Source organism: Puniceispirillum sp. (SeqCode), assembly GCF_965657105.1.
GTDB lineage: Bacteria > Pseudomonadota > Alphaproteobacteria > Puniceispirillales > Puniceispirillaceae > Puniceispirillum.
On the sequence record NZ_CBFHNB010000014.1, the window covers coordinates 18,889 to 37,572 of the forward strand.

Annotated in this window: 23 protein-coding genes; 10 read left to right on the forward strand and 13 right to left on the reverse strand. The window is 49.8% G+C overall.

Annotated features, from left to right (window positions below; all coding sequences use genetic code 11):
* Window positions 1-77 precede the first annotated feature (77 nt).
* The 3 genes from rpmA to ACTF7Q_RS03450 form a co-directional block, all read right to left on the reverse strand.
* Window positions 78-347 carry a 50S ribosomal protein L27 gene (gene rpmA, locus ACTF7Q_RS03440; protein ID WP_438996453.1) on the reverse strand — a complete coding sequence of 90 codons (270 nt, stop codon included), beginning with the start codon at window positions 345-347 and terminating at the stop codon, window positions 78-80.
* A 60-nt stretch (window positions 348-407) separates the two neighbouring features.
* Window positions 408-917: a 50S ribosomal protein L21 gene (gene rplU, locus ACTF7Q_RS03445; RefSeq protein WP_438996454.1), complete on the reverse strand. Its 510-nt coding sequence runs from the start codon at window positions 915-917 to the stop codon at window positions 408-410.
* 352 nt (window positions 918-1,269) lie between these two features.
* Window positions 1,270-2,493: a mandelate racemase/muconate lactonizing enzyme family protein gene (locus tag ACTF7Q_RS03450; RefSeq protein ID WP_438996455.1), complete on the reverse strand. Its 1,224-nt coding sequence runs from the start codon at window positions 2,491-2,493 to the stop codon at window positions 1,270-1,272.
* A 152-nt stretch (window positions 2,494-2,645) separates the two neighbouring features.
* Here ACTF7Q_RS03450 and ACTF7Q_RS03455 point away from each other — a divergent pair, with 152 nt between their 5' ends.
* The 6 genes from ACTF7Q_RS03455 to ACTF7Q_RS03480 all read left to right on the forward strand — a co-directional run bounded on the left by ACTF7Q_RS03455 (window position 2,646) and on the right by ACTF7Q_RS03480 (window position 7,188).
* Window positions 2,646-3,146 carry a DM13 domain-containing protein gene (locus ACTF7Q_RS03455; protein ID WP_438996456.1) on the forward strand — a complete coding sequence of 167 codons (501 nt, stop codon included), beginning with the start codon at window positions 2,646-2,648 and terminating at the stop codon, window positions 3,144-3,146.
* Between the two features lie 80 nt (window positions 3,147-3,226).
* Window positions 3,227-4,183, forward strand: coding sequence for an HAD-IIA family hydrolase (locus ACTF7Q_RS03460; RefSeq protein ID WP_438996457.1), 957 nt, complete (start codon window positions 3,227-3,229; stop codon window positions 4,181-4,183).
* 70 nt (window positions 4,184-4,253) lie between these two features.
* A complete protein-coding gene (locus ACTF7Q_RS03465) occupies window positions 4,254-4,634 on the forward strand; it encodes a dihydroneopterin aldolase (RefSeq protein WP_438996458.1) in 381 nt (126 codons plus the stop codon).
* 156 nt (window positions 4,635-4,790) lie between these two features.
* Entirely contained in the window at window positions 4,791-5,519 is a 729-nt protein-coding gene (locus tag ACTF7Q_RS03470) for a class I SAM-dependent methyltransferase (RefSeq protein ID WP_438996459.1), read from the forward strand.
* Window positions 5,520-5,606: 87 nt separating this feature from the next.
* On the forward strand, window positions 5,607-6,284 hold the full coding sequence (locus ACTF7Q_RS03475; RefSeq protein ID WP_438996460.1) for a chorismate mutase: 678 nt from the start codon (window positions 5,607-5,609) through the stop codon (window positions 6,282-6,284).
* A 25-nt stretch (window positions 6,285-6,309) separates the two neighbouring features.
* Complete coding sequence (locus ACTF7Q_RS03480) at window positions 6,310-7,188, forward strand: prephenate/arogenate dehydrogenase family protein (protein WP_438996461.1); 879 nt, start codon at window positions 6,310-6,312, stop codon at window positions 7,186-7,188.
* On the opposite strand, the gene ACTF7Q_RS03485 is transcribed toward ACTF7Q_RS03480, so the two are convergent.
* The 4 genes from ACTF7Q_RS03485 to argH form a co-directional block, all read right to left on the reverse strand.
* Window positions 7,185-7,808, reverse strand: a complete 624-nt coding sequence (locus tag ACTF7Q_RS03485) for a YdcF family protein (RefSeq protein ID WP_438996462.1) — start codon at window positions 7,806-7,808, stop codon at window positions 7,185-7,187. The genes ACTF7Q_RS03480 and ACTF7Q_RS03485 overlap by 4 nt on opposite strands.
* A gap of 138 nt (window positions 7,809-7,946) precedes the next feature.
* A complete protein-coding gene (gene lysA, locus ACTF7Q_RS03490) occupies window positions 7,947-9,206 on the reverse strand; it encodes a diaminopimelate decarboxylase (protein ID WP_438996463.1) in 1,260 nt (419 codons plus the stop codon).
* 64 nt (window positions 9,207-9,270) lie between these two features.
* Window positions 9,271-9,402, reverse strand: a complete 132-nt coding sequence (lptM, locus tag ACTF7Q_RS03495) for an LPS translocon maturation chaperone LptM (RefSeq protein ID WP_438996464.1) — start codon at window positions 9,400-9,402, stop codon at window positions 9,271-9,273.
* An 11-nt stretch (window positions 9,403-9,413) separates the two neighbouring features.
* Entirely contained in the window at window positions 9,414-10,838 is a 1,425-nt protein-coding gene (gene argH, locus ACTF7Q_RS03500; RefSeq protein WP_438996465.1) for an argininosuccinate lyase, read from the reverse strand.
* 77 nt (window positions 10,839-10,915) lie between these two features.
* Between argH and ACTF7Q_RS03505 the strand changes: the two genes are divergently transcribed.
* Window positions 10,916-11,461 (forward strand): TlpA family protein disulfide reductase, encoded by a 546-nt coding sequence (locus ACTF7Q_RS03505; protein ID WP_438996466.1) that lies wholly within the window; start codon window positions 10,916-10,918, stop codon window positions 11,459-11,461.
* Here ACTF7Q_RS03505 and ACTF7Q_RS03510 read toward each other — a convergent pair.
* The 6 genes from ACTF7Q_RS03510 to ACTF7Q_RS03535 all read right to left on the reverse strand — a co-directional run bounded on the left by ACTF7Q_RS03510 (window position 11,458) and on the right by ACTF7Q_RS03535 (window position 15,365).
* Entirely contained in the window at window positions 11,458-12,390 is a 933-nt protein-coding gene (locus tag ACTF7Q_RS03510; protein ID WP_438996467.1) for an electron transfer flavoprotein subunit alpha/FixB family protein, read from the reverse strand. The two genes, ACTF7Q_RS03505 and ACTF7Q_RS03510, sit on opposite strands and share 4 nt — an antisense overlap.
* A gap of 2 nt (window positions 12,391-12,392) precedes the next feature.
* Window positions 12,393-13,142, reverse strand: a complete 750-nt coding sequence (locus ACTF7Q_RS03515; RefSeq protein WP_438996468.1) for an electron transfer flavoprotein subunit beta/FixA family protein — start codon at window positions 13,140-13,142, stop codon at window positions 12,393-12,395.
* A 78-nt stretch (window positions 13,143-13,220) separates the two neighbouring features.
* Complete coding sequence (locus ACTF7Q_RS03520) at window positions 13,221-13,805, reverse strand: cob(I)yrinic acid a,c-diamide adenosyltransferase (RefSeq protein ID WP_438996469.1); 585 nt, start codon at window positions 13,803-13,805, stop codon at window positions 13,221-13,223.
* A gap of 33 nt (window positions 13,806-13,838) precedes the next feature.
* The gene (locus ACTF7Q_RS03525; protein ID WP_438996470.1) at window positions 13,839-14,039 is read right to left on the reverse strand and encodes a twin transmembrane helix small protein; all 201 of its coding nucleotides are present in this window, start codon (window positions 14,037-14,039) and stop codon (window positions 13,839-13,841) included.
* Between the two features lie 39 nt (window positions 14,040-14,078).
* A complete protein-coding gene (gene folD, locus ACTF7Q_RS03530; protein ID WP_438996471.1) occupies window positions 14,079-14,972 on the reverse strand; it encodes a bifunctional methylenetetrahydrofolate dehydrogenase/methenyltetrahydrofolate cyclohydrolase FolD in 894 nt (297 codons plus the stop codon).
* Window positions 14,973-15,086: 114 nt separating this feature from the next.
* Complete coding sequence (locus ACTF7Q_RS03535) at window positions 15,087-15,365, reverse strand: YggT family protein (protein WP_438996472.1); 279 nt, start codon at window positions 15,363-15,365, stop codon at window positions 15,087-15,089.
* Between the two features lie 247 nt (window positions 15,366-15,612).
* Between ACTF7Q_RS03535 and ACTF7Q_RS03540 the strand changes: the two genes are divergently transcribed.
* The 3 genes from ACTF7Q_RS03540 to ACTF7Q_RS03550 all read left to right on the forward strand — a co-directional run bounded on the left by ACTF7Q_RS03540 (window position 15,613) and on the right by ACTF7Q_RS03550 (window position 18,583).
* The gene (locus tag ACTF7Q_RS03540) at window positions 15,613-16,278 is read left to right on the forward strand and encodes an SCO family protein (RefSeq protein ID WP_438996473.1); all 666 of its coding nucleotides are present in this window, start codon (window positions 15,613-15,615) and stop codon (window positions 16,276-16,278) included.
* A gap of 140 nt (window positions 16,279-16,418) precedes the next feature.
* Window positions 16,419-17,756 carry a hypothetical protein gene (locus ACTF7Q_RS03545; RefSeq protein WP_438996474.1) on the forward strand — a complete coding sequence of 446 codons (1,338 nt, stop codon included), beginning with the start codon at window positions 16,419-16,421 and terminating at the stop codon, window positions 17,754-17,756.
* Window positions 17,757-17,959: 203 nt separating this feature from the next.
* Window positions 17,960-18,583 (forward strand): LuxR C-terminal-related transcriptional regulator, encoded by a 624-nt coding sequence (locus ACTF7Q_RS03550; RefSeq protein ID WP_438996475.1) that lies wholly within the window; start codon window positions 17,960-17,962, stop codon window positions 18,581-18,583.
* Window positions 18,584-18,684: the final 101 nt, after the last annotated feature.

Here is an 18,684-nt window from a genome sequence, read left to right on the forward strand (position 1 = left end):
ACAGGGGAATAACTGATCCGTCATCCCCCTGCTTAATTTTGGGCTGCCCATAGGCCAGCCTATATCTGCTGGCTAGGCTATTCGGCAGCCTCAGCCATCGGCATGATATTTACAAACATCTTGCCACCAGATTTTTCCTTGAAAGCAACTTTACCGTTAGTCAGGGCGAATAATGTATGGTCTTTGCCCATACCCACATTTTCACCTGGATTTACCTTGGTGCCGCGCTGACGAACAATGATGTTACCAGCCACAACTGACTCACCACCAAATTTCTTTACGCCCAATCTGCGGCCAGCGGAATCACGACCGTTTCTGGAACTACCACCTGCTTTTTTATGTGCCATCTTATTAACCCTTATCTGCCATGCGATAAAACCGCATCTATATATTGGTTGGTTTAAACGTTATTTCTTTTTAGCCGCGGCCTTTTTCGGTGCAGCTTTCTTTGGAGCGGCATCCGATGCTTTTTTTACAGCTGCCTTTTTTGGGGCGGCCTTCTTTGGAGCGGCATCAGCCTTTGGTGCAGCCTCAGCTTTAGGCGCTACAGCCTTTTTTGAGGCAGCTTTTTTCGCCGCTGCTTTCGGTGCGGCTAGCTTTTTTGCATCTTCGGCAATATCGTTGATCTTTAGCAAGGTCAGATCCTGACGGTGACCTTGTGTACGACGATGATTCTTACGACGCTTGCGGCGGAAAATAATGATCTTGGGGCCACGGGTCTGCCGCATCACTGTTGCGCTTACACCGGCACCTTCAACGTTTGGTGTACCGACAGTTACTTTATCACCATCACCAAGCATGATGATGTTGTCCAGAACGACCTGATCACCTTCTTCGGCGGCAATGCGCTCAACAAGAATAGTGTCATCTTTTGCAACGCGGTACTGCTTGCCGCCTGTCTTCACCAATGCATACATGGCGATAATCCTTATCTATCTTCATTTATCTTCATTATCGGTCACAGCGTCAAATGCCGTAGATACCAAATCGAAGAAACCTAAAAAGTGTCATTGTTCTGCCAGATATTTTATCAGGCCCATATAGACACGCTATCGTGCAATAAGGTTAGTTGTGATTTACGACCCATCCCATTGCGTCGCGGAATATAGCCCGTCCCCCCCGAATGTCAAGCCTGCATTGACATTCGGCGCGATAGAATATGGCAAAGTCAGACGTTGCAGATAATTAAACCGATCTTAATCGCGTCGATTTGCGCCCTGAAACGCCACATGAACTATTTTACCCCTGATTCAGCCCTGTTTTGGTGCCTTAACCACCCGGAAATAGCCGGTCACGCACTGGATCATAGGGATTGGCGCCCATTTCAAGATGCAGGGCATCACCTGTGTAGGGGTGCGCGCGCACCACATCCTCATTCAGTTCAACACCAAGGCCGGGCGTTTTAGGCGGAATCACATAGCCATCTTCCCATTGAAGCGGAGTTTTGAGCAGGTCAGCATGAAAGCCATCCATTTTCTTGATCGATTCCATAATCAGGAAATTTGGCGAACAGGTGGCCAGCTGGATATTGGCGGCCGCAACAACCGGTCCGCAATATAGATGGGGCGCAATCTGTACGTAATGCGTTTCGGCCATAGCAGTTATTTTTTTGGCTTCAAGAATACCGCCAACTCGACCTAGATTAGGTTGCAGAATGGCCGCCGCGCCGTTTTGCAGAACCCTGGCAAATTCAAATTTACTGCATAGGCGTTCCCCCGTGGCAACAGGTATCGAGGTGCCAGCGGCTACCTTTGCCATTTCTTCTGGCATATCCGGTGGGGTTGGTTCTTCGAACCATAAAGGGTCATAGGGTTCGAGTTTTTTAGCAAGGCGTATCGCGCCAGCGGCGGTAAATTGGCCATGCGTGCCAAACAGCATATCGGCTTTATTGCCAATCGCATCGCGAATCAGTCGGCAGAATGTTGCGCTGCGTTCCAGCGCATCCAGATCAGGCATGCGCCCATCAAACACCGTATATTGGCCTGCCGGATCAAATTTCACCGCTGTGAATCCGTCTTTTACTGCCAGTGCCGCCGATTCGGCGCTGGCAACAGGATCTTGATAAAAATGCGCCGGATCCTGTCCTGTGGCTGGATAAAGATAGGTGTAGCTTCGCAATCGTTCATTAACCATACCGCCAAGCAGATCATAAACCGGTTTATCAACCGCCTTACCGATGATATCCCAACAGGCCATTTCCAGCCCGCTGACCACACCTTGCATCGAAATGTCTGGACGATGGGTAAAGCCCGACCCATGCGCACGGCGCCAGAAACGTTCTATCTGAAACGGATCATTGCCATCCAGATAACGGGCAAAGACATCTTTGGCCATTGAACAGATAATCTGGGGGGCAAAGCTGGCGGCGTAAATTTCACCAACGCCTTTGATGCCGCATGACGTTTCAAGCGATACAAAAATAAAATAACGCCCACCAATAGATGGTGGCGGTGTGCCCACTATAAAGGTTTCAAGGGATGCAAGTTTCAACATCATCTCCGTTGGAATTGAGCAGTTGGAATTGGGCGGTGTAACCTATGCCCAAACGCTACTGTCTAACATCAATAAAGCATGTGACGCTAGCTATGCCGACGCAAGTATGAATTTAGGTATGATAGAAGAAATAGCCATAAAGGAGCAAAATCATGTTTACGACGTTATTGAATATAGCACGGCGGCATATCATCTGGTTTGGCGCTTTTAAATTTGCGGCAGGTCTTGCGGTTGGATTTATGATGGGAATTTACTTCCTGCCGATTCTGACTGCCGAGCAGGGGCTTGATGATCAAACTTTGGCGGCGCGCCAAAACAGCGCCGAGCGTGTTGGTATTTTCAGGCGTGATCTGGCTGGATCGGATAGGTTTCATTGGGGCGAAGGCCAGATCATGGTCAATGATACACAAATCTGGCTTGATGGTGAGATTGCACCGGGACCCGATTACCGCCTGTATCTGACCCCGTCCTTTGTCGAAACCAAAGCGGATTTTCTGGCCATCAAAGATCAATCGGTGATGGTTAGCCCAATTAAGGCATATAAAAATTTCAGCGTTGATATTCCGACTGGAATTACAGCTAGGTCTTATCCGGCAGTGCTGATATGGTGCGAAGCATTCGGCGCGTTTATCACCGCTGCCCAACTAAAATAGTCGTGCCTTGCATGGATAGGATTGATCCTGAAAGTGAGACATATGGTGGTGGTGGCTTTATGCAATAGGAAGTTAGATCCGTGTTACCATCACTTGCATCGCTTACATTACCCGCATCAAACGCTATGTCGCTTGATGCGGCTTTGACCATTTATGAAGCGTTGCGGCCCATTATGCCCAAGGCCACACCTGGCGCCCAGCGTATGGCGGATCGGCTGAGCGATATCCTGCCACAATTCGACGCTTTGATTCTTGATGGCTTTGGCGTGATCAATGTAGGTGCTGATCCGGTTGATGGGATTCATGAATTTCTGAATCTGGCGGCGGCACAAGATGTAACTATCATGGTGCTGACAAATGGTGCGACCTTGGAAACCGAGATGACTGCGCAGAAATATGCTAACTGGAATTTGCCGATTCGCCCGCATCATGTTGTGTCCAGCCGTAATGCCTTTATCCGTGATTTTCTGGAGCCTGGCGGGTTTGGTCAGGTTGGCATCCTAAGCAAGCAAGCCAGTGCGCCGCCGCTTGCGGGTATGTTGTCACTTGCCGATTATGATGCGGTGGATAATGATTTTTGGACACGGGCCGATCATTTTGCCTTTCTTAGCGCCACGGACTGGCAGGAAGAGGATCAGGCTAGGCTTGAAGCGGCTTTGCAAAAGCGACCCCGCCCAGTACATATTGCCAATCCCGATGTGACATCGCCGCAATCGACATTTTATGCGCCGGAACCTGGCTATTGGGCAGCGCGGTTGATGCAGACATGCGATGTGCCTGTGCATTGGTATGGCAAGCCGCATCAACCTGCTTATAATTTGGCCTTTGATGCGTTGCGAATAGTCGCTGGCGGTGATATTCCGCGGCATAAAGTTGGCATGGTTGGCGATAGTCTGCATACGGATATTCTGGGTGCCAGTGCGGCAGGTATGCAATCGATTTTACTAACCAGCTATGGGCTGTTCCGCGAAGGCGGGGCTTTGCAGGCGATTGAGAGAACTGGCATCTGCCCAGACTGGATAGTTGATAAGTTATAACCCCCCCCGTGACAGTCAAATAGATAGGACAGTCAAATGGATATGACAGCCAAATAGATAGGTGATGACCATGAGCACAGTTAATACATTACCGATTACGGATCGCCGGTTTCTTCTACAAGGGCTCGAGGTGATGGTCCGAATCGGGATTTACGATGCCGAACGGCTGGCCCCGCAACGTGTCATTATCGATGTTGAGCTGGTTCTTGATGCTGATTCTGCACCGCAGGCCGATGATGTTAATGAAACGCTGAATTATGACCTGATTCGTAATACGGTGATGGGTATTGTGAGCCGACAGCATTTTGACTTACAGGAAACATTGGCGCGTGCGCTGTTTGATAATCTGGCATTGTTGCCTGATGTGACTGGATTACGCGTGCGCACAGCCAAGCCCGATGCCTATGACGATTGCGAGACTATCGCCTATCAATTATCCAGCTTTGACTGATCTGGTCTAGCCCAGATCAGCCATTTTTGGTTATTCTACAGTCATGGTTTGAGATGGCTTTGCTATCTAGGCTACCGGGATATGTCTTTAGGGCATGATGCGTGGCCTGACACATATAGATGAAACCGAATAGACATAGGTGAAACGGGAACAATCATGTATCGCGATACTGTTCAGATACAGTCATTTTATGATACCCCGCTGGGTGTCACCGTTACAGGTTTGCTTGATCCTTATATTCGGCCATTCTGGGATAATCGTGCCGATGCCTATAATGCGGGTTTTGGCTATGGGCCGCCATTTTTAGATATGATTGACGATGTGGCAAAAGCCAAGGCGATTGCCCTGATGCCAGCCCGACATGGCGCGGTGATCTGGCCGCAGACAGGTCAGGTGCGGACAATCCTCGGTAATGGGCATAATCTGCCCTTGCCGGATGTGCAACTTGACCGGTTGATGCTGACACATGCTCTGGAATTCGATGACGATCCCGCGAAGTTGCTAGATGAATGCTGGCGGGTTCTTGATGGTGCTGGCAAGCTTCTGGTTATGGTGCCGAATCGGCGGGGTATCTGGACGCACCGTGAAACGACACCGCTGGGTCATGGCCGCCCCTTTTCCCGTCGGCAATTGCAAACAGTGCTGACACAACATGGTTTTGAAGTGAATCACGTGCATCGAGTGGTTTTCATTCCGCCCGTACAGCGGGGGCCACTTTTGCGCTTTGCCAGCACATGCGAACAATTTGGTCAGCGCTGCTGGCCAGCATTAGGAGCTATATTGCTTATCGAGGCCACGAAAATGCTCTATGCACCTGCTGGAAATACACGTAAAGTCGCTACCGGAAAATCATCTGTCTTGCAGGTTCTGTCACCCTCGCCATAGAGTGATGCTTGATGTTCTAAATGTGGGGATCAGCCCCTTTGTTGCATATGTATGGACAGTATAATCTGGCCATTGGGAATGATGTTTATGACCGATAATCTTGACGATCTGCGCCATGAAATCGATACAGTGGATAACCGCATTCTTGAACTTATTGCGGCACGGATGGATTTATCCGACCGGGTGACCGCCGCAAAAGCAGGTAAAGCTGCTTTTCGCCCCGGACGTGAGGCAGCGTTGATGCGGCGTCTTGCCAGCCAGCGGCCTGATATATCAGGCGTTATTCTGCTTGGCATCTGGCGACAGATTCTGGCCGCTAGCCTTAGCCGGCAAGATGCAGATCTGCATTTTATAGTGCATTCCGATGTCGCGCCGACGGCGGCCTGGCATATGGGAAGCGCTTTACAGGCAAGCTATGCGGATTCGATTTCTGATATTGCCGCGCAATTTGCTGTTCAAAAGGCTCGTGGTGATACCCTCTATGCGCTGGTGCCAGCCGATAATATGCCAGCATTGGCAGCTTGGCTTTATACAGATGACGCGGCCTTTGTTATTGCCCGAACCCCACTATTCGATATGGGGGCTGTGCCGCCGGCCTATATTATTGGCCCTGCTTTGCCCGATGCGTCAGGTGATGACATCACCCTGATAGGCGTGCTAAACCCCGACACAGGACATATGATAAATAGCGTGGCTGGATATCATCCGGATGGCGTTGGGGATGACGCTGGCGATGTGCGCGTTCTGGGCATCTATGCACGATGAAAACAGATAATTTTAAAGATGAATCATGACAATTCTATATGACAAAGTGACGATTATCGGCCTTGGCCTGATTGGTGCCTCAATCGCCTTGGCCACCCGCCGTGCGGGTGTTGCCGGTCATATCACCGGATGTGATTCGGGTGATAATATTGCTGATGAGATTGCGTCGCTTGAACTTGTTGATAGTTTTGTGGCTGATCCGGCTGATGCTGTAAATGATGCTGATCTGGTGATTATGGCGGTGCCGGTTGGCGCGCTTGGCGCATTGAGTGCCGCGATTATTCCAAAGATGAAGCCGGGCGCTGTGCTGAGCGATACAGGATCAACCAAACGTTCGGTGATGCGTGATGTTGCGCCCAATATTGCGCCGCATATTCACTGGCTACCATCGCATCCAATTGCCGGTACCGAACGGTCGGGCCCGTCGGCTGGTCATGCCACATTATTTGACGAACGCTATTGGATCATTCTGCCACTTGATGTGCCAACGGATGTGGTTGACCATTTTGCCAGCTATGTAGAGGCTTTGGGATCAATCAGTGAGCGCATGGAGCCTGACTATCATGATAAGGTGCTGGCCTTGACGTCGCATCTGCCGCATTTGATTGCCTATACGATTGTTGGCACGGCGGTTGATCTTGAAGGGCAGCTTAAAAATGACGTGATCCGCTTTTCGGCCTCTGGTTTTCGCGATTTCACCCGCATTGCGGCATCAGATCCGGTGATGTGGCGTGATGTGTTTCTGAATAATGACGAAGCCGTGCTTGAAATGCTTCAGAGGTTTTCCGAAGATTTGTCGTTTCTGCAACGCGCGATTCGCTGGCAGGAAGGCGACAAACTGGAAGAGCTATTTACCCGGACACGTGAAATCAGACGCTCAATCATCGATGCGGGGCAAAGCTAGAGACGGATAATCTCGGCAACATATTTGGCATATTCACGCGTCAGCAGACGGATAATCATCGGATCTTGCCACCAGCGTTCAACATCAAGCGCGTTCGGGCTAACCGCCCATTGGTGAATATCAACATTCGGCATCGTCCGGCTAAAGACAATTTCAGCACGTGGCATATGATAATTGGCCGTTACCAAGCGGATCGAATTCAGGCCGTTGAGATCAATCCATGCACGCGCGGCCAAAGCGTTGCCACGAGTGTCCAGCGCACCATATTCCAGCTCTACGCAACAGAATAAAGCGCTAACCTGTTGATCATTCAAATTTAATTCCTGAACCAGAACAGCCTTATTGACGCCTTTGCCAACGCCGGAAATCAGCAATTTATCTGTGGTGCCGCTGACCAGTAGGTTCAAGCCTTCGACAAGACGTTGCTGTCCCCCCGTTGTCACCACAATGCCATCTGTGTATTCAAGCTTGGTGAAATCGGTTTCGCCACGCGGCAATGTCAAAACGAAATGCTGAAATGATGCCAGCATAAAGGCCACAAGAACACAGACGATGGTCAGGGCGGTTTCGCGGTTGCGAAGCCTGCTAGCTAACGACATAGATGTCTTTTTGTCCGACATATACCCATTACCCTTGGCCTTGAAGCATATGATTACACCCCAGCCTTAACCTCAATAATAGCATTGGCGGCAGGTAATTACAAAATATGGCTTCGCTATGCGACGATTATTCGTCACATTGGGTGTTATGGGTGATGATCAGAATTCAGGGATCAACTCCTCGGCAAGATAGCTCTCAACCGTGCGTTTGGCGCGCAATTCATGTATTTTGCCGTCAAGAACCAGCACTTCACCAGCTGGAGGACGTGTATTATATGCCGAGGCCATGACCGCGCCATAGGCACCCGCAGACAAAACCGCCAGCAGATCATCGCTTGCCAGCGCCGGCATCATGCGGTCTCGACCAATATAATCACCTGTTTCGCATACTGGTCCGACAATGTCGGTTAGACCTATATCTGGTCCGGCTGGAAAAACCGGCACGATTGTATGATGGGCTTCATAAAGTGTTGGCCGAAGCAGATCATTCATCGCCGCATCGACAATGACAAAGCGCTTATTGTCACCATCCTTGATAAAGATAACTTTGGTCAGCAAAACGCCGTTATTAGCAACGATCGCTCGCCCAGGCTCAAAACCAAACTTGAAATCAGATTTATCGAAAATGCGTGTCACCATCTCCCCATAGGTGGTGAAATCTGTCGGGGTCGCTTGGTCATAGTCAACGCCAACGCCGCCACCAAGATCAAGCACCGGCACATCCAGCCCATCGGCGCGCAAGGCAGTGCCAAGATCAAGCAAGGCAGTATAGGCTGTCTCGAAAGGAGCCATATCGCGTAATTGCGAGCCGATATGAACTGCCAGCCCCGATGGGGCAATATGCGGGTCTGCTGCCATCACACGATATAAGCTGGCGGCTTCGTTCTGGTCAGTTGAAATGCCGAATTTGGTATCACGTTGTCCGGTTGAAATCTTGGCATGGGTTTTGGCGTCAACATCAAGATTGACGCGCAAAGCAACAGGAGCCACCACGCCCATAGATTCGGCAATAGCGCTGATCATGGCAACTTCAGCTGGCGACTCGGCATTGATCTGGCCAATATTGGCGGCCAGAGCCTGTTCGATTTCAGCTTTGCTTTTGCCAACCCCCGAAAAGACTATATCCGCTGCCGATATGCCGGCCGCCAAGGCGCGGCTGAGTTCGCCGCCTGAAACGATATCAGCACCTGCCCCTTCATGTGCCAGCAAAGCCAGCACGCCAAGAGCCGAATTTGCCTTCATGGCAAAATGTACTTTGCCGTTTACCGGCGCGACGGCAGCAGCAAAATCACGATAGGCGTCACGGATACCAGCACCCGAATAGACATAAAGCGGGCTATCATAAGCGGCGGCAATCTGTGCAAGCGGCAGGCCGTCAACAGCCAGCTCTCCACTATCTAATCGGTTAAAGGCACACATATCTAATCCTTGCGCTTTTCGGTTTCGTGAGCGCAGCACGCTTAGGTGTTACAATGATATTTATCTATTCGGTCACAGTTTCGGTGTTTGCTGGCACATCCGATGGACGATAGGGATCACCGCGCTTGCCACAAGCTGTCAGACCTGCCACAGCAAGTAATGTTACAAGACAGGTAATCATGGTTTTTTTTAACATTACGCGCTCCTTTATCTTTCAATACCAAATCGTGACCGGGCATCGGCGATACGTGCTTTTACCTCGGTTGGGGCCGTGCCGCCAAAGCTGGTGCGGGCGGCCACAGCACTTTCGACTGTCAGAATCCCCATGATATCAGCTTTGATCCGTGGTTCGACAGCTTGCATGTCTTCAAGGCTAAGCGCATCAAGATCGCATCCCTTTGCCGCCGCCAGCGCGACAATCGAACCACTGGCATGATGCGCCTCTCGAAAGGGAAGTCCAAGTTCGCGCACCATATAATCAGCCAGATCGGTTGCGGTTGGGAAGCCCGTTCTCAGGGCATCGCGCATCGCCTCCTTATTTGCGGTCAAATCGCGCACCATACCACTGGTGGCGGCAATGGCAATCGCCAGTGATTCGACAGCGTCAAAAACGCCTTCCTTGTCTTCCTGCATATCTTTGCCATAGGCAAGAGGCAGACCTTTAAGAACGATCAGCAAGCCATTAAGCGAACCGATAATCCGTCCGGGCTTGGCGCGCACCAGTTCGGCGGCGTCGGGATTACGTTTTTGCGGCATGATTGATGAGCCGGTGGTAAAGGCGTCGGACAGGCTGATGAAAGCGAAACGGTCAGATGACCAGATCACCATTTCTTCGGCCAGCCGTGACAGATGCACCGCGCAAATCGAAGCCGCGGCCAATAATTCCAGCGCAAAATCACGATCCGAAACTGCATCCATGGCGTTTGCCGCGGGCCGGTCAAAGCCAAGCAGTTTGGCAGTCTGTGCCCGGTCAATTGGGAATGATGTGCCTGCTAGTGCCGCCGCGCCTAATGGCGACTCATTGAGCCGCACCCGCGCATCGGCAAAGCGCCCTCGATCACGACCTAGCATCTCAACATAAGCCATCAGGTGAAAACCAAATGTAACTGGCTGCGCGGTTTGCAAATGTGTAAAGCCAGGCATGATTGTATCACAATGCTCATCGGCCTTATCGAGAAGGGCTGCTTGCAAGGCTACCAGCGCATCATCTAGCGCATCAATGCTGGCCCGCACCCATAGTTTGAAATCGGTGGCCACTTGGTCATTCCGCGAGCGCGCGGTATGTAGCCGTCTTGCTGGTTCACCAATCAGGTCGGCAAGCCGGGATTCGACATTCATGTGAATATCTTCCAATGCCGCGGAAAATTCAAAATCACCAGCTTCAATTTCGGTGATGATCTGGCTGAGTCCGTCATGGATGGCGGCACAATCAGCATCACTGATGATGCCGCATCCAGCCAGCATGGTTGCATGTGCCTTTGACCCATCAATATCTTGACGGTATAATTGCTTGTCATAGGCAATCGACGCATTGATATCCTGCATCAATTGCGATGGCCCCCTTGAGAAACGCCCGCCCCAGATGCTAGACTTAACCGTATCATCGACTGATGTTGTGTCTTTTTTGCTCATTTCACTAACCAGATAGCTGTATCACCATGCTTTATACGCGGCTTTTGCCGAATTATCAGCCAAAAACATGCGCTAAAATGACCGTGTTGTCGCGTCGTCACTTTGCCAGCGCTATTGGTGCCACATTGTTGGTGCCCCTTTTACCTGTTTCGGCTGGTGCAACGCCGATGCCAGAGGGTCAACCCACACCATCGATGCAGGCCACTATTCTGGATGCTGAAGGACAAGCGTTCCAGATTAACGACTTTAAGGGGATGCCGGTTCTGGTGAATTTCTGGGCAACATGGTGTGCGCCCTGTATTGCCGAATTGCCAGCCTTGAATCAGGCAGCCATGAGCCTTGCAGATATCAATCTTGTCATATTGTTAGTTTCGATTGATCGCGGCGGGCCAGGCAAGGCGCTGCCATTTCTGAATGATCGCGGGATTGTCGAAACAGATGGCAAAGCTGGTATGCGTTTCGGTTTTGACCGTAAGGCAGAACTGCCACGCGAAATGGGCATCAGCGGGGTACCGACCAGCTTTCTGTTATCTTCGGATCAAACAAAAAGCTGGTTATTCAAAGGCCCATATGAATGGGATCAGCCAGATATGCTGACCCACATTCGTTCATTGGTTGGTTAGCCCAGCTCTTTTTCAAGTTCAGGCACAGCGTCGAATAGATCAGCCACCAAACCGAAGTCAGCAACCTGGAAAATAGGCGCTTCATCATCCTTATTGATGGCGACAATCACCTTGCTATCTTTCATGCCAGCCAGATGCTGGATCGCGCCAGAGATGCCAACAGCGACATACAGATCGGGTGCCACAACCTTGCCAGTCTGGCCAACCTGATAGTCATTTGGCACAAAGCCCGCATCGACAGCGGCACGCGATGCACCAACAGCGGCGCCTAGCTTGTCTGCAACTTTTTCCAGCATGGCAAAATTTGATCCATCCTGCATACCTCGTCCACCAGAAATCACAATCGGTGCTGATGTCAGTTCTGGACGCTCTGAGCTGGAAAGCTCGGATTTGACATAGCTAGACAAGCCCGCATCCGCTCCAGCATCGATGGTTTCAATGGCCGCGCTACCGCCTGTGGCCGCGACCGCTTCAAAAGCAGTACTCCGGACCGTGATAACCTTGGTAGCTTCGCTTGATGACACGGTTGCCAGCGCGTTACCAGCATAGATCGGACGCTGGAAGGTGCTGTCATTTTCAACTTTGATAATGTCGGAAATTTGCATCACATCAAGCATGGCGGCAACGCGTGGCATGACATTCTTGCCGGTTGTTGTGGCAGGAGACATCAGATGCGAATAATTTTCGGCAAGCTTGACAATAAGTGGTGCCATATTTTCGGCAAGCCCGTGCGCATAGATCGCTTCTGCCGAGACCAGAACCTTGTCAACACCGGCAATAGCCGCCGCAGCATTTGCAGCATCACCGCTGGTATCACCTGCCACCAGCATATGAATATCGCCACCAATTTGCTGCGCTGCTGCAACAGTGTTCAAAGTGGCGCCAGCTATCTGACCGTCTTCATGTTCGCATAGAATAAGAATAGCCATGATTATATAACCTTTGCTTCGTTTTTAAGTTTATCGACAAGTTCACCAACATTTGACACTTTGATACCAGCCGAACGGGTTTCAGGCTCTTCGACTTTGACAGTGGTTAGACGCGGGCTAACGTCAACGCCAAGCTCTTCAACGCTGATGCTATCAAGCGGCTTTTTCTTGGCTTTCATAATATTTGGCAATGATGCGTAACGCGGCTCATTCAGGCGTAGATCGACCGTCACAATCGCGGGCATTGTAATTTCCAAATGCTCAAGACCACCATCGACTTCGCGGATGATCTTGGCCTTGTCGCCACCAAGCTCAATGCCGGAAACAAATGTACCCTGCGCCCAGCCAAGCAATGCGGCCAGCATCTGGCCAGTCTGGTTGCAATCATCATCAATAGCCTGTTTGCCAACCAGAACCAATTCAGGAGCTTCTTTATCGACAATAGCTTTCAGAAGTTTGGCAACCGCTAGCGGTTCAACATCATGCGAGGCTTCGATATGGATGCCACGGTCAGCCCCCATGGCCAAAGCCGTACGGATAGTTTCCTGATTCTGGCTTGGGCCAATTGACACAGCAACAACTTCGGTGGCTGTGCCCGCTTCACGAAGACGTAAGGCCTGTTCGACAGCAATTTCATCAAATGGGTTCATCGCCATTTTGACATTTGCCAACTCGACACCAGATTGGTCTGCTTTGACACGCACCTTTACGTTATAGTCGATCACCCGTTTTACCGGCACCAATATTTTCATTCTATTTCTCCAGTTCGAAAACAAACCTAGCTTATATCAGATGAGTTAAAATTAGACTGGCTATCATAATAAATCCGTCTAATTCTGCCCAGAATTTTGCCCGGGACGCCATAAAACGTCAGTCTTGCCATTTTCATTCAGCCGACGCGCCAGAACAAACAGATGATCCGACAGACGATTGACATATTGCATGGCTGGCACATTGACAACTTCTTCGGCGGATAGTTCGGTCATATGCCGTTCCGCACGGCGCACGACAGTTCGTGCCAGATGCAACCATGCTGACGCGTTGCTACCCCCCGGCAGAATAAAAGAATTGAGCGGTTGCAGATCCGCATTCATCATATCAATTTCATCTTCCAGCCGCTGCACTTGGATTTCGGTGATTCGCAAGGCAGGCTGGTCGGTTTCTGGTGTGGCGATATCGGCACCCAGATCAAATAGATCATTTTGAATTCGCCCCAGCATAGCGTCAGCTTCTTGCATGACACCATCTTCGGACGCGCCACAATGCAGGCGCGCCAGCCCAATGACCGAATTGGCTTCATCGACTTCGCCAAATGCTGAAGGTCTTCGGGCATGTTTTGATACGCGCATACCATTAACCAGACTGGTGTCGCCGCCATCGCCTGTGCGTGTGTAGATTTTGTTCAGTTTAACCATGAGAACCCTATATAACCTCTAGAAGATATGCTATCAGCCATTTGTTTTACGATACCACATTAGGCCAAGAATAATGATAAGCGCGAGGGCCTGAAAAATAATCCGATAGCGCATGATGCGATTTGAATTTTTAACATTATAATCACCACCGCGCGCCATTGTCATCACGCCCCATCCAAGAATAGCCGCCACAATCAGTAAGGCTACGATCAAGATAATCTGATCAATCGACATGCTATACCTGGCTCCTTAAAGAAAATGGGTCGCTAGTTGCTATATGTCAGCAATATCGACATTGAAACGCCGCGCCGCAGCAACAGCCGTATTACGCAAAAGACAGGCGATGGTCATTGGTCCAACACCGCCCGGTACAGGCGTAATCGCACCAGCTTTGGCGGCCGCCGAATCATAGTCAACATCACCAGTCAGGCGGAATTTGCCTTCGCCGCGCTCGGGTGCGGCAATACGGTTAATGCCCACATCAATCACCGTCGCGCCTGGTTTGACATAATCACCATCAATCATTTCAGCACGGCCAACTGCCGCTACCAGAATGTCGGCTCGGGCACAAACCTCTTTGAGATCCTTAGTACGTGAATGCGCGATCGTCACTGTGCAGCTCTCCTTCAGCAGCAATTGCGCCATTGGCTTGCCGACAATATTCGACCGGCCAACAACAACGGCATTAAGACCGGATAGGCTGCCAAGCTGGTCACGTAACAGTAACAGACAGCCATAAGGCGTGCAGGGCACCAGTGAATCCTGTCCAGTAGCCAGCAAACCGGCATTCACCACATGGAAACCGTCAACGTCTTTTTCCGGTGCCACGGCATTGATAACCGCATCTTCGTCAATCTGGTCAGGAAGCGGAAGCTGCACAAGGATGCCATCGACAGCGTCGTCGTTATTCATCTCTTCAATAAGCGCCAGCAAGGTGGCCTGATCGGTATCAACGTCAAGCTTATGTTCGATCGAGCGCATACCTGCAGCTTCGGTGCGTTCAATTTTGTTGCGCACATAGACTTTGCTTGCCGAATTTTCACCAACAAGCACAACAGCAAGCGCCGGGGGGCGGCCAATCGCACTCTTGATTTTGCTGGCTTCTACAGCAACGGTTTCAACCAGTTTTTCCGAAAATGCTTTTCCGTCGATGATCTTTGTTTCCATGGCTATTTACAACTCCCCTGTAAAAATATCTTATAAATTATAGTTATATATGGATATGTGGACGCAATTAAATAGATAGTGCTGCTAGGTCTAAGTGACGCAGGTGATTATGTCTTAGGCAAGGCTGTTGATAAGCAAATTTCGAATGAACTGCGCGGCTAAAAACAGCACAATTGGACTTAGGTCAATGCCCCCTATATCAGGCAGATAACGGCGCACTTGACGCAAAATTGGTTCATGTAAACGCGCCAAGACATTGATGATCATGCGCACGGCAGGTTGCCATGGGTTGATGATTTTAAACGCAACAAGCCAGCTCGACATGATGTAGGCCAGAAGCGTCCAAATATAGATATTTATGATCTGGTCGATAAGTATAATGACCGCATACATGCTGTTATCTCGCTTTATTCATTTATGTCCGCACTCTAAACCCAAGCGATACGCGATTTCAATCCCAACATAGCATCAATAATTATACTATAGATGATGTTGCCCTGACGATTATACCGTCAATTGTCCTGTCGATTATCAGCTGGTTTGACAAATACTGGCCAAGTGTTGAAATATCGCATTATACCCATAAATACAATCTGATCTGTTATTCGTTACAGATAGGAAACATCGCAAGGATTTGCAATTGTCTGAAAAACACGAAAACAACCCGCAAGAAAATGAACAGCATGTCAGCGCGCGCCGTGGATATCGCCAAAGGCATTTTCTTTTGATTGTGGGCATATTGTTATTTGCCGGACTGGCAGGTGGTATTTTCACGCTAGCCAATCGACAGGCTGAAATAAGCGGTATTGGATTTCCAGATTTTGAAGACACGCCTTTTACACTGCTTGACCAGAACGCGCAGAAGGTTGCCAATGCCGATTTCGCAGGGCGTCCCATCGCATTGTTCTTTGGCTATAGCTATTGCCCAGATGTTTGTCCGATGACGTTAACCGTGCTTGGCAGTGCGCTTGATGAGGTTAAAGACGCCGGAATGTCTGGTGATGATTTACAGATACTGTTTATGACTGTCGATCCAGAACGCGATACACCCGAACAGCTTGCCGCTTATCTCAGCCTGTTTGACATGAAGGTGACCGGCCTGACAGGTGGTAAAGCGGCCGTTGCCAAAGCGCTTGGTAATTTTGGTGCCTATGCCCAGCAGGTCGAGACCAGTTCGGGTGATATTCTGTTTGATCATAGCTCGGCGGTGTATCTGTATCGTGCTAATGGGCAATTCAAAGGCACGATCGTTTATAACGAGCCACATCGCTTTGTTGTCGAGAAAATAAAATCGATTATTGAGTAGATAATAACTCAAAAAAATTAATAAAATTAAATAGTTGACTACATTTTTGCTTTGCCATTCAATGTTCTGATAACAGGCAGGTCTAAAAGTGGTGACTTAATATATTCGCACGTCAAACCATCTCAAGGACAGCTTATTCGGTGTTTCGCCAGATTACCGTTGGCGTAGTGATTTTGATATCATGTTGTGCCAATGCCGCCTCGGACAAATTGCAATTATGGCAAGATAAGATCACGCAGAACCATATGAGTGCGCATACGGATTCTTTGACAGCAGACGGCATTGCCCTTTACGCCGCTATGATCAGGCGTGTTTCTGGCAAGGGTGCGGATGATACGGCACTGTCACTGGCAAAAAGAGGTACAGAACTGGCGCCTGAGTCCGTGTTGTTGCGCATCATTCTGGCAAAACTTTATATCAAAGCTAGGCAATGCCGGCACGCTATGCCGCATCTGACCTATGCGGATGATGTGATTAACCGGCAATCAGAACATCTTACCGACAGACGCTACCGCCAGATAATCGACCGCCTGCGGAATCTGTGCGCCTCAACTGTCGAAAATGTTGCTTTCATGTCGATGAAAGGGCAACGCTCACCCTCTTTGCTTGACCGCCTTGGCGGTGACATTGTGCCAATTGACGAAGGGTCATTATTTGATCGCTATTGCCAAGCGCTGGGATCTTTATGCGCACATCAGGGTCATGCTGACCTGAAGCAAGGTGATCGTAGTGGCACGTCGATCTGGCTTCATGTTGGCACGATGAGCCGAATTCGGAGTCATGACATCTGGACGCCCACGCTCAAGACACATATTTTTCACAAGCTGAATAGCAAGCCGTATTACGGATTACGGGGTGCAAAAATACAGCTGGATATGAAGCGGCGCGTTGGTGATAAAAAACGATTTGATGCCAGCCTGTCAGCGCAATCCGTCATTACCCAACAAGGTCCCGACAGACCAAAGCGCACCTATGAGGCATGGCGCATGGGTTTGACCATGCGTCATTTCATGACCCAAAAAACAAATATAGGCACAGGCATAGCTCATATGCGAACTCAACAGAACATGCGCCACAGCAAACGGTTCGAAACGCGTTTGGAAATGGCCACCAAGGTCACAAACCAGCTGCACGCTGAAGCCAGCCTGATATGGACAAGAACATTCAGAAAAGGCGGGGCTTTGTCATCACAAGGCCGGGATATGTATTTTGGCGTATCTCTGGATCTGAACACATGGATATTTGCCGGGGCAAGCATGCGTCAGACAAAGACAATGTTTGCCAGACCGCTGGCCTATTTACGCGAAGCCCATCAGGTTAGCCGCCGCGTGCTTGCGACGAATATTGGCATTCATCTGACAAAGGATAAGACCTCACTGATTGATCTGCATTTCATGCGGACAAAATCTGCATCACATTATAGGCCAGATAATTTCATCGATGATGCGGTGATTATCTACTTCCAGCATATTTTCTAAGAAATTTCGTCCAATATATAAGCAAATTTATATTTATTTTATGGTTGAAAAACATCTTATGAGATAAAGCGCGGATCGCTTCCATAAAGATTATTCATGAGTATTATATGCTTCGAACCAGACTGTTATCTGGACGAAAAGCTTTGCTATGGCCTAAGTGAGATCTGATGCCTGATCTATCTTTGGCTGGAAGGAAATTCATCATGAGAATTCTATTTGGCTATGCGAATGGCGTATGTCGTGACTTTGTGCAGAATCACCTGCTGGACGATCTCTCAAAAATTCAGGTCATGACCGCAAGCACACTTGGTCAATGTATTGAATTGACTGGCGACGCCAAAGACATAGATGTGGTGGCGCTGGATCTTAACATGCCGGATATGAATGGCGTGCAGGGGCTGTCACGGATGCGGGGGGCGCTAAAGAACGAAGTGCCTGTTGCCTTGATGGATCATACGCTTGACTCTCAACAAATGCGCGACGCTTTACGCCTTGGTGCTGCCGGGTTTTTACCCTATTCAATGACATCAGATACGTTGCTTAGCGCGTTACGTCTGATGGCCAGTGGCGAGATTTTCATTCCGGTGAGTGGCGCCGAACATATCCAGATCGCCAAGCCATCCAGTGCTAAAGACACATTGCTTAGTAAGCGCGAGCGTGAAGTGCTGGATGGTTTGCTTTCTGGACATTCAAACAAACAGATTGCTGACCGGATTGGTCTTAGTGAAGTGACCATCAAGTATCATCTCAAAAGCCTGCGCTCAAAGCTGGGTGCCCGCAACCGAACACATGCAGCTTTGCGTGCAATCGAACTGGGTATGGGATAGCCGCGATCATCTATCGGCCATCGTTACGCTCAGGCCGGATGATGCTTGATATAGCCGCGATCATCTATCGGTCATCGCTACGCTCAGGCCGGATGATGCTT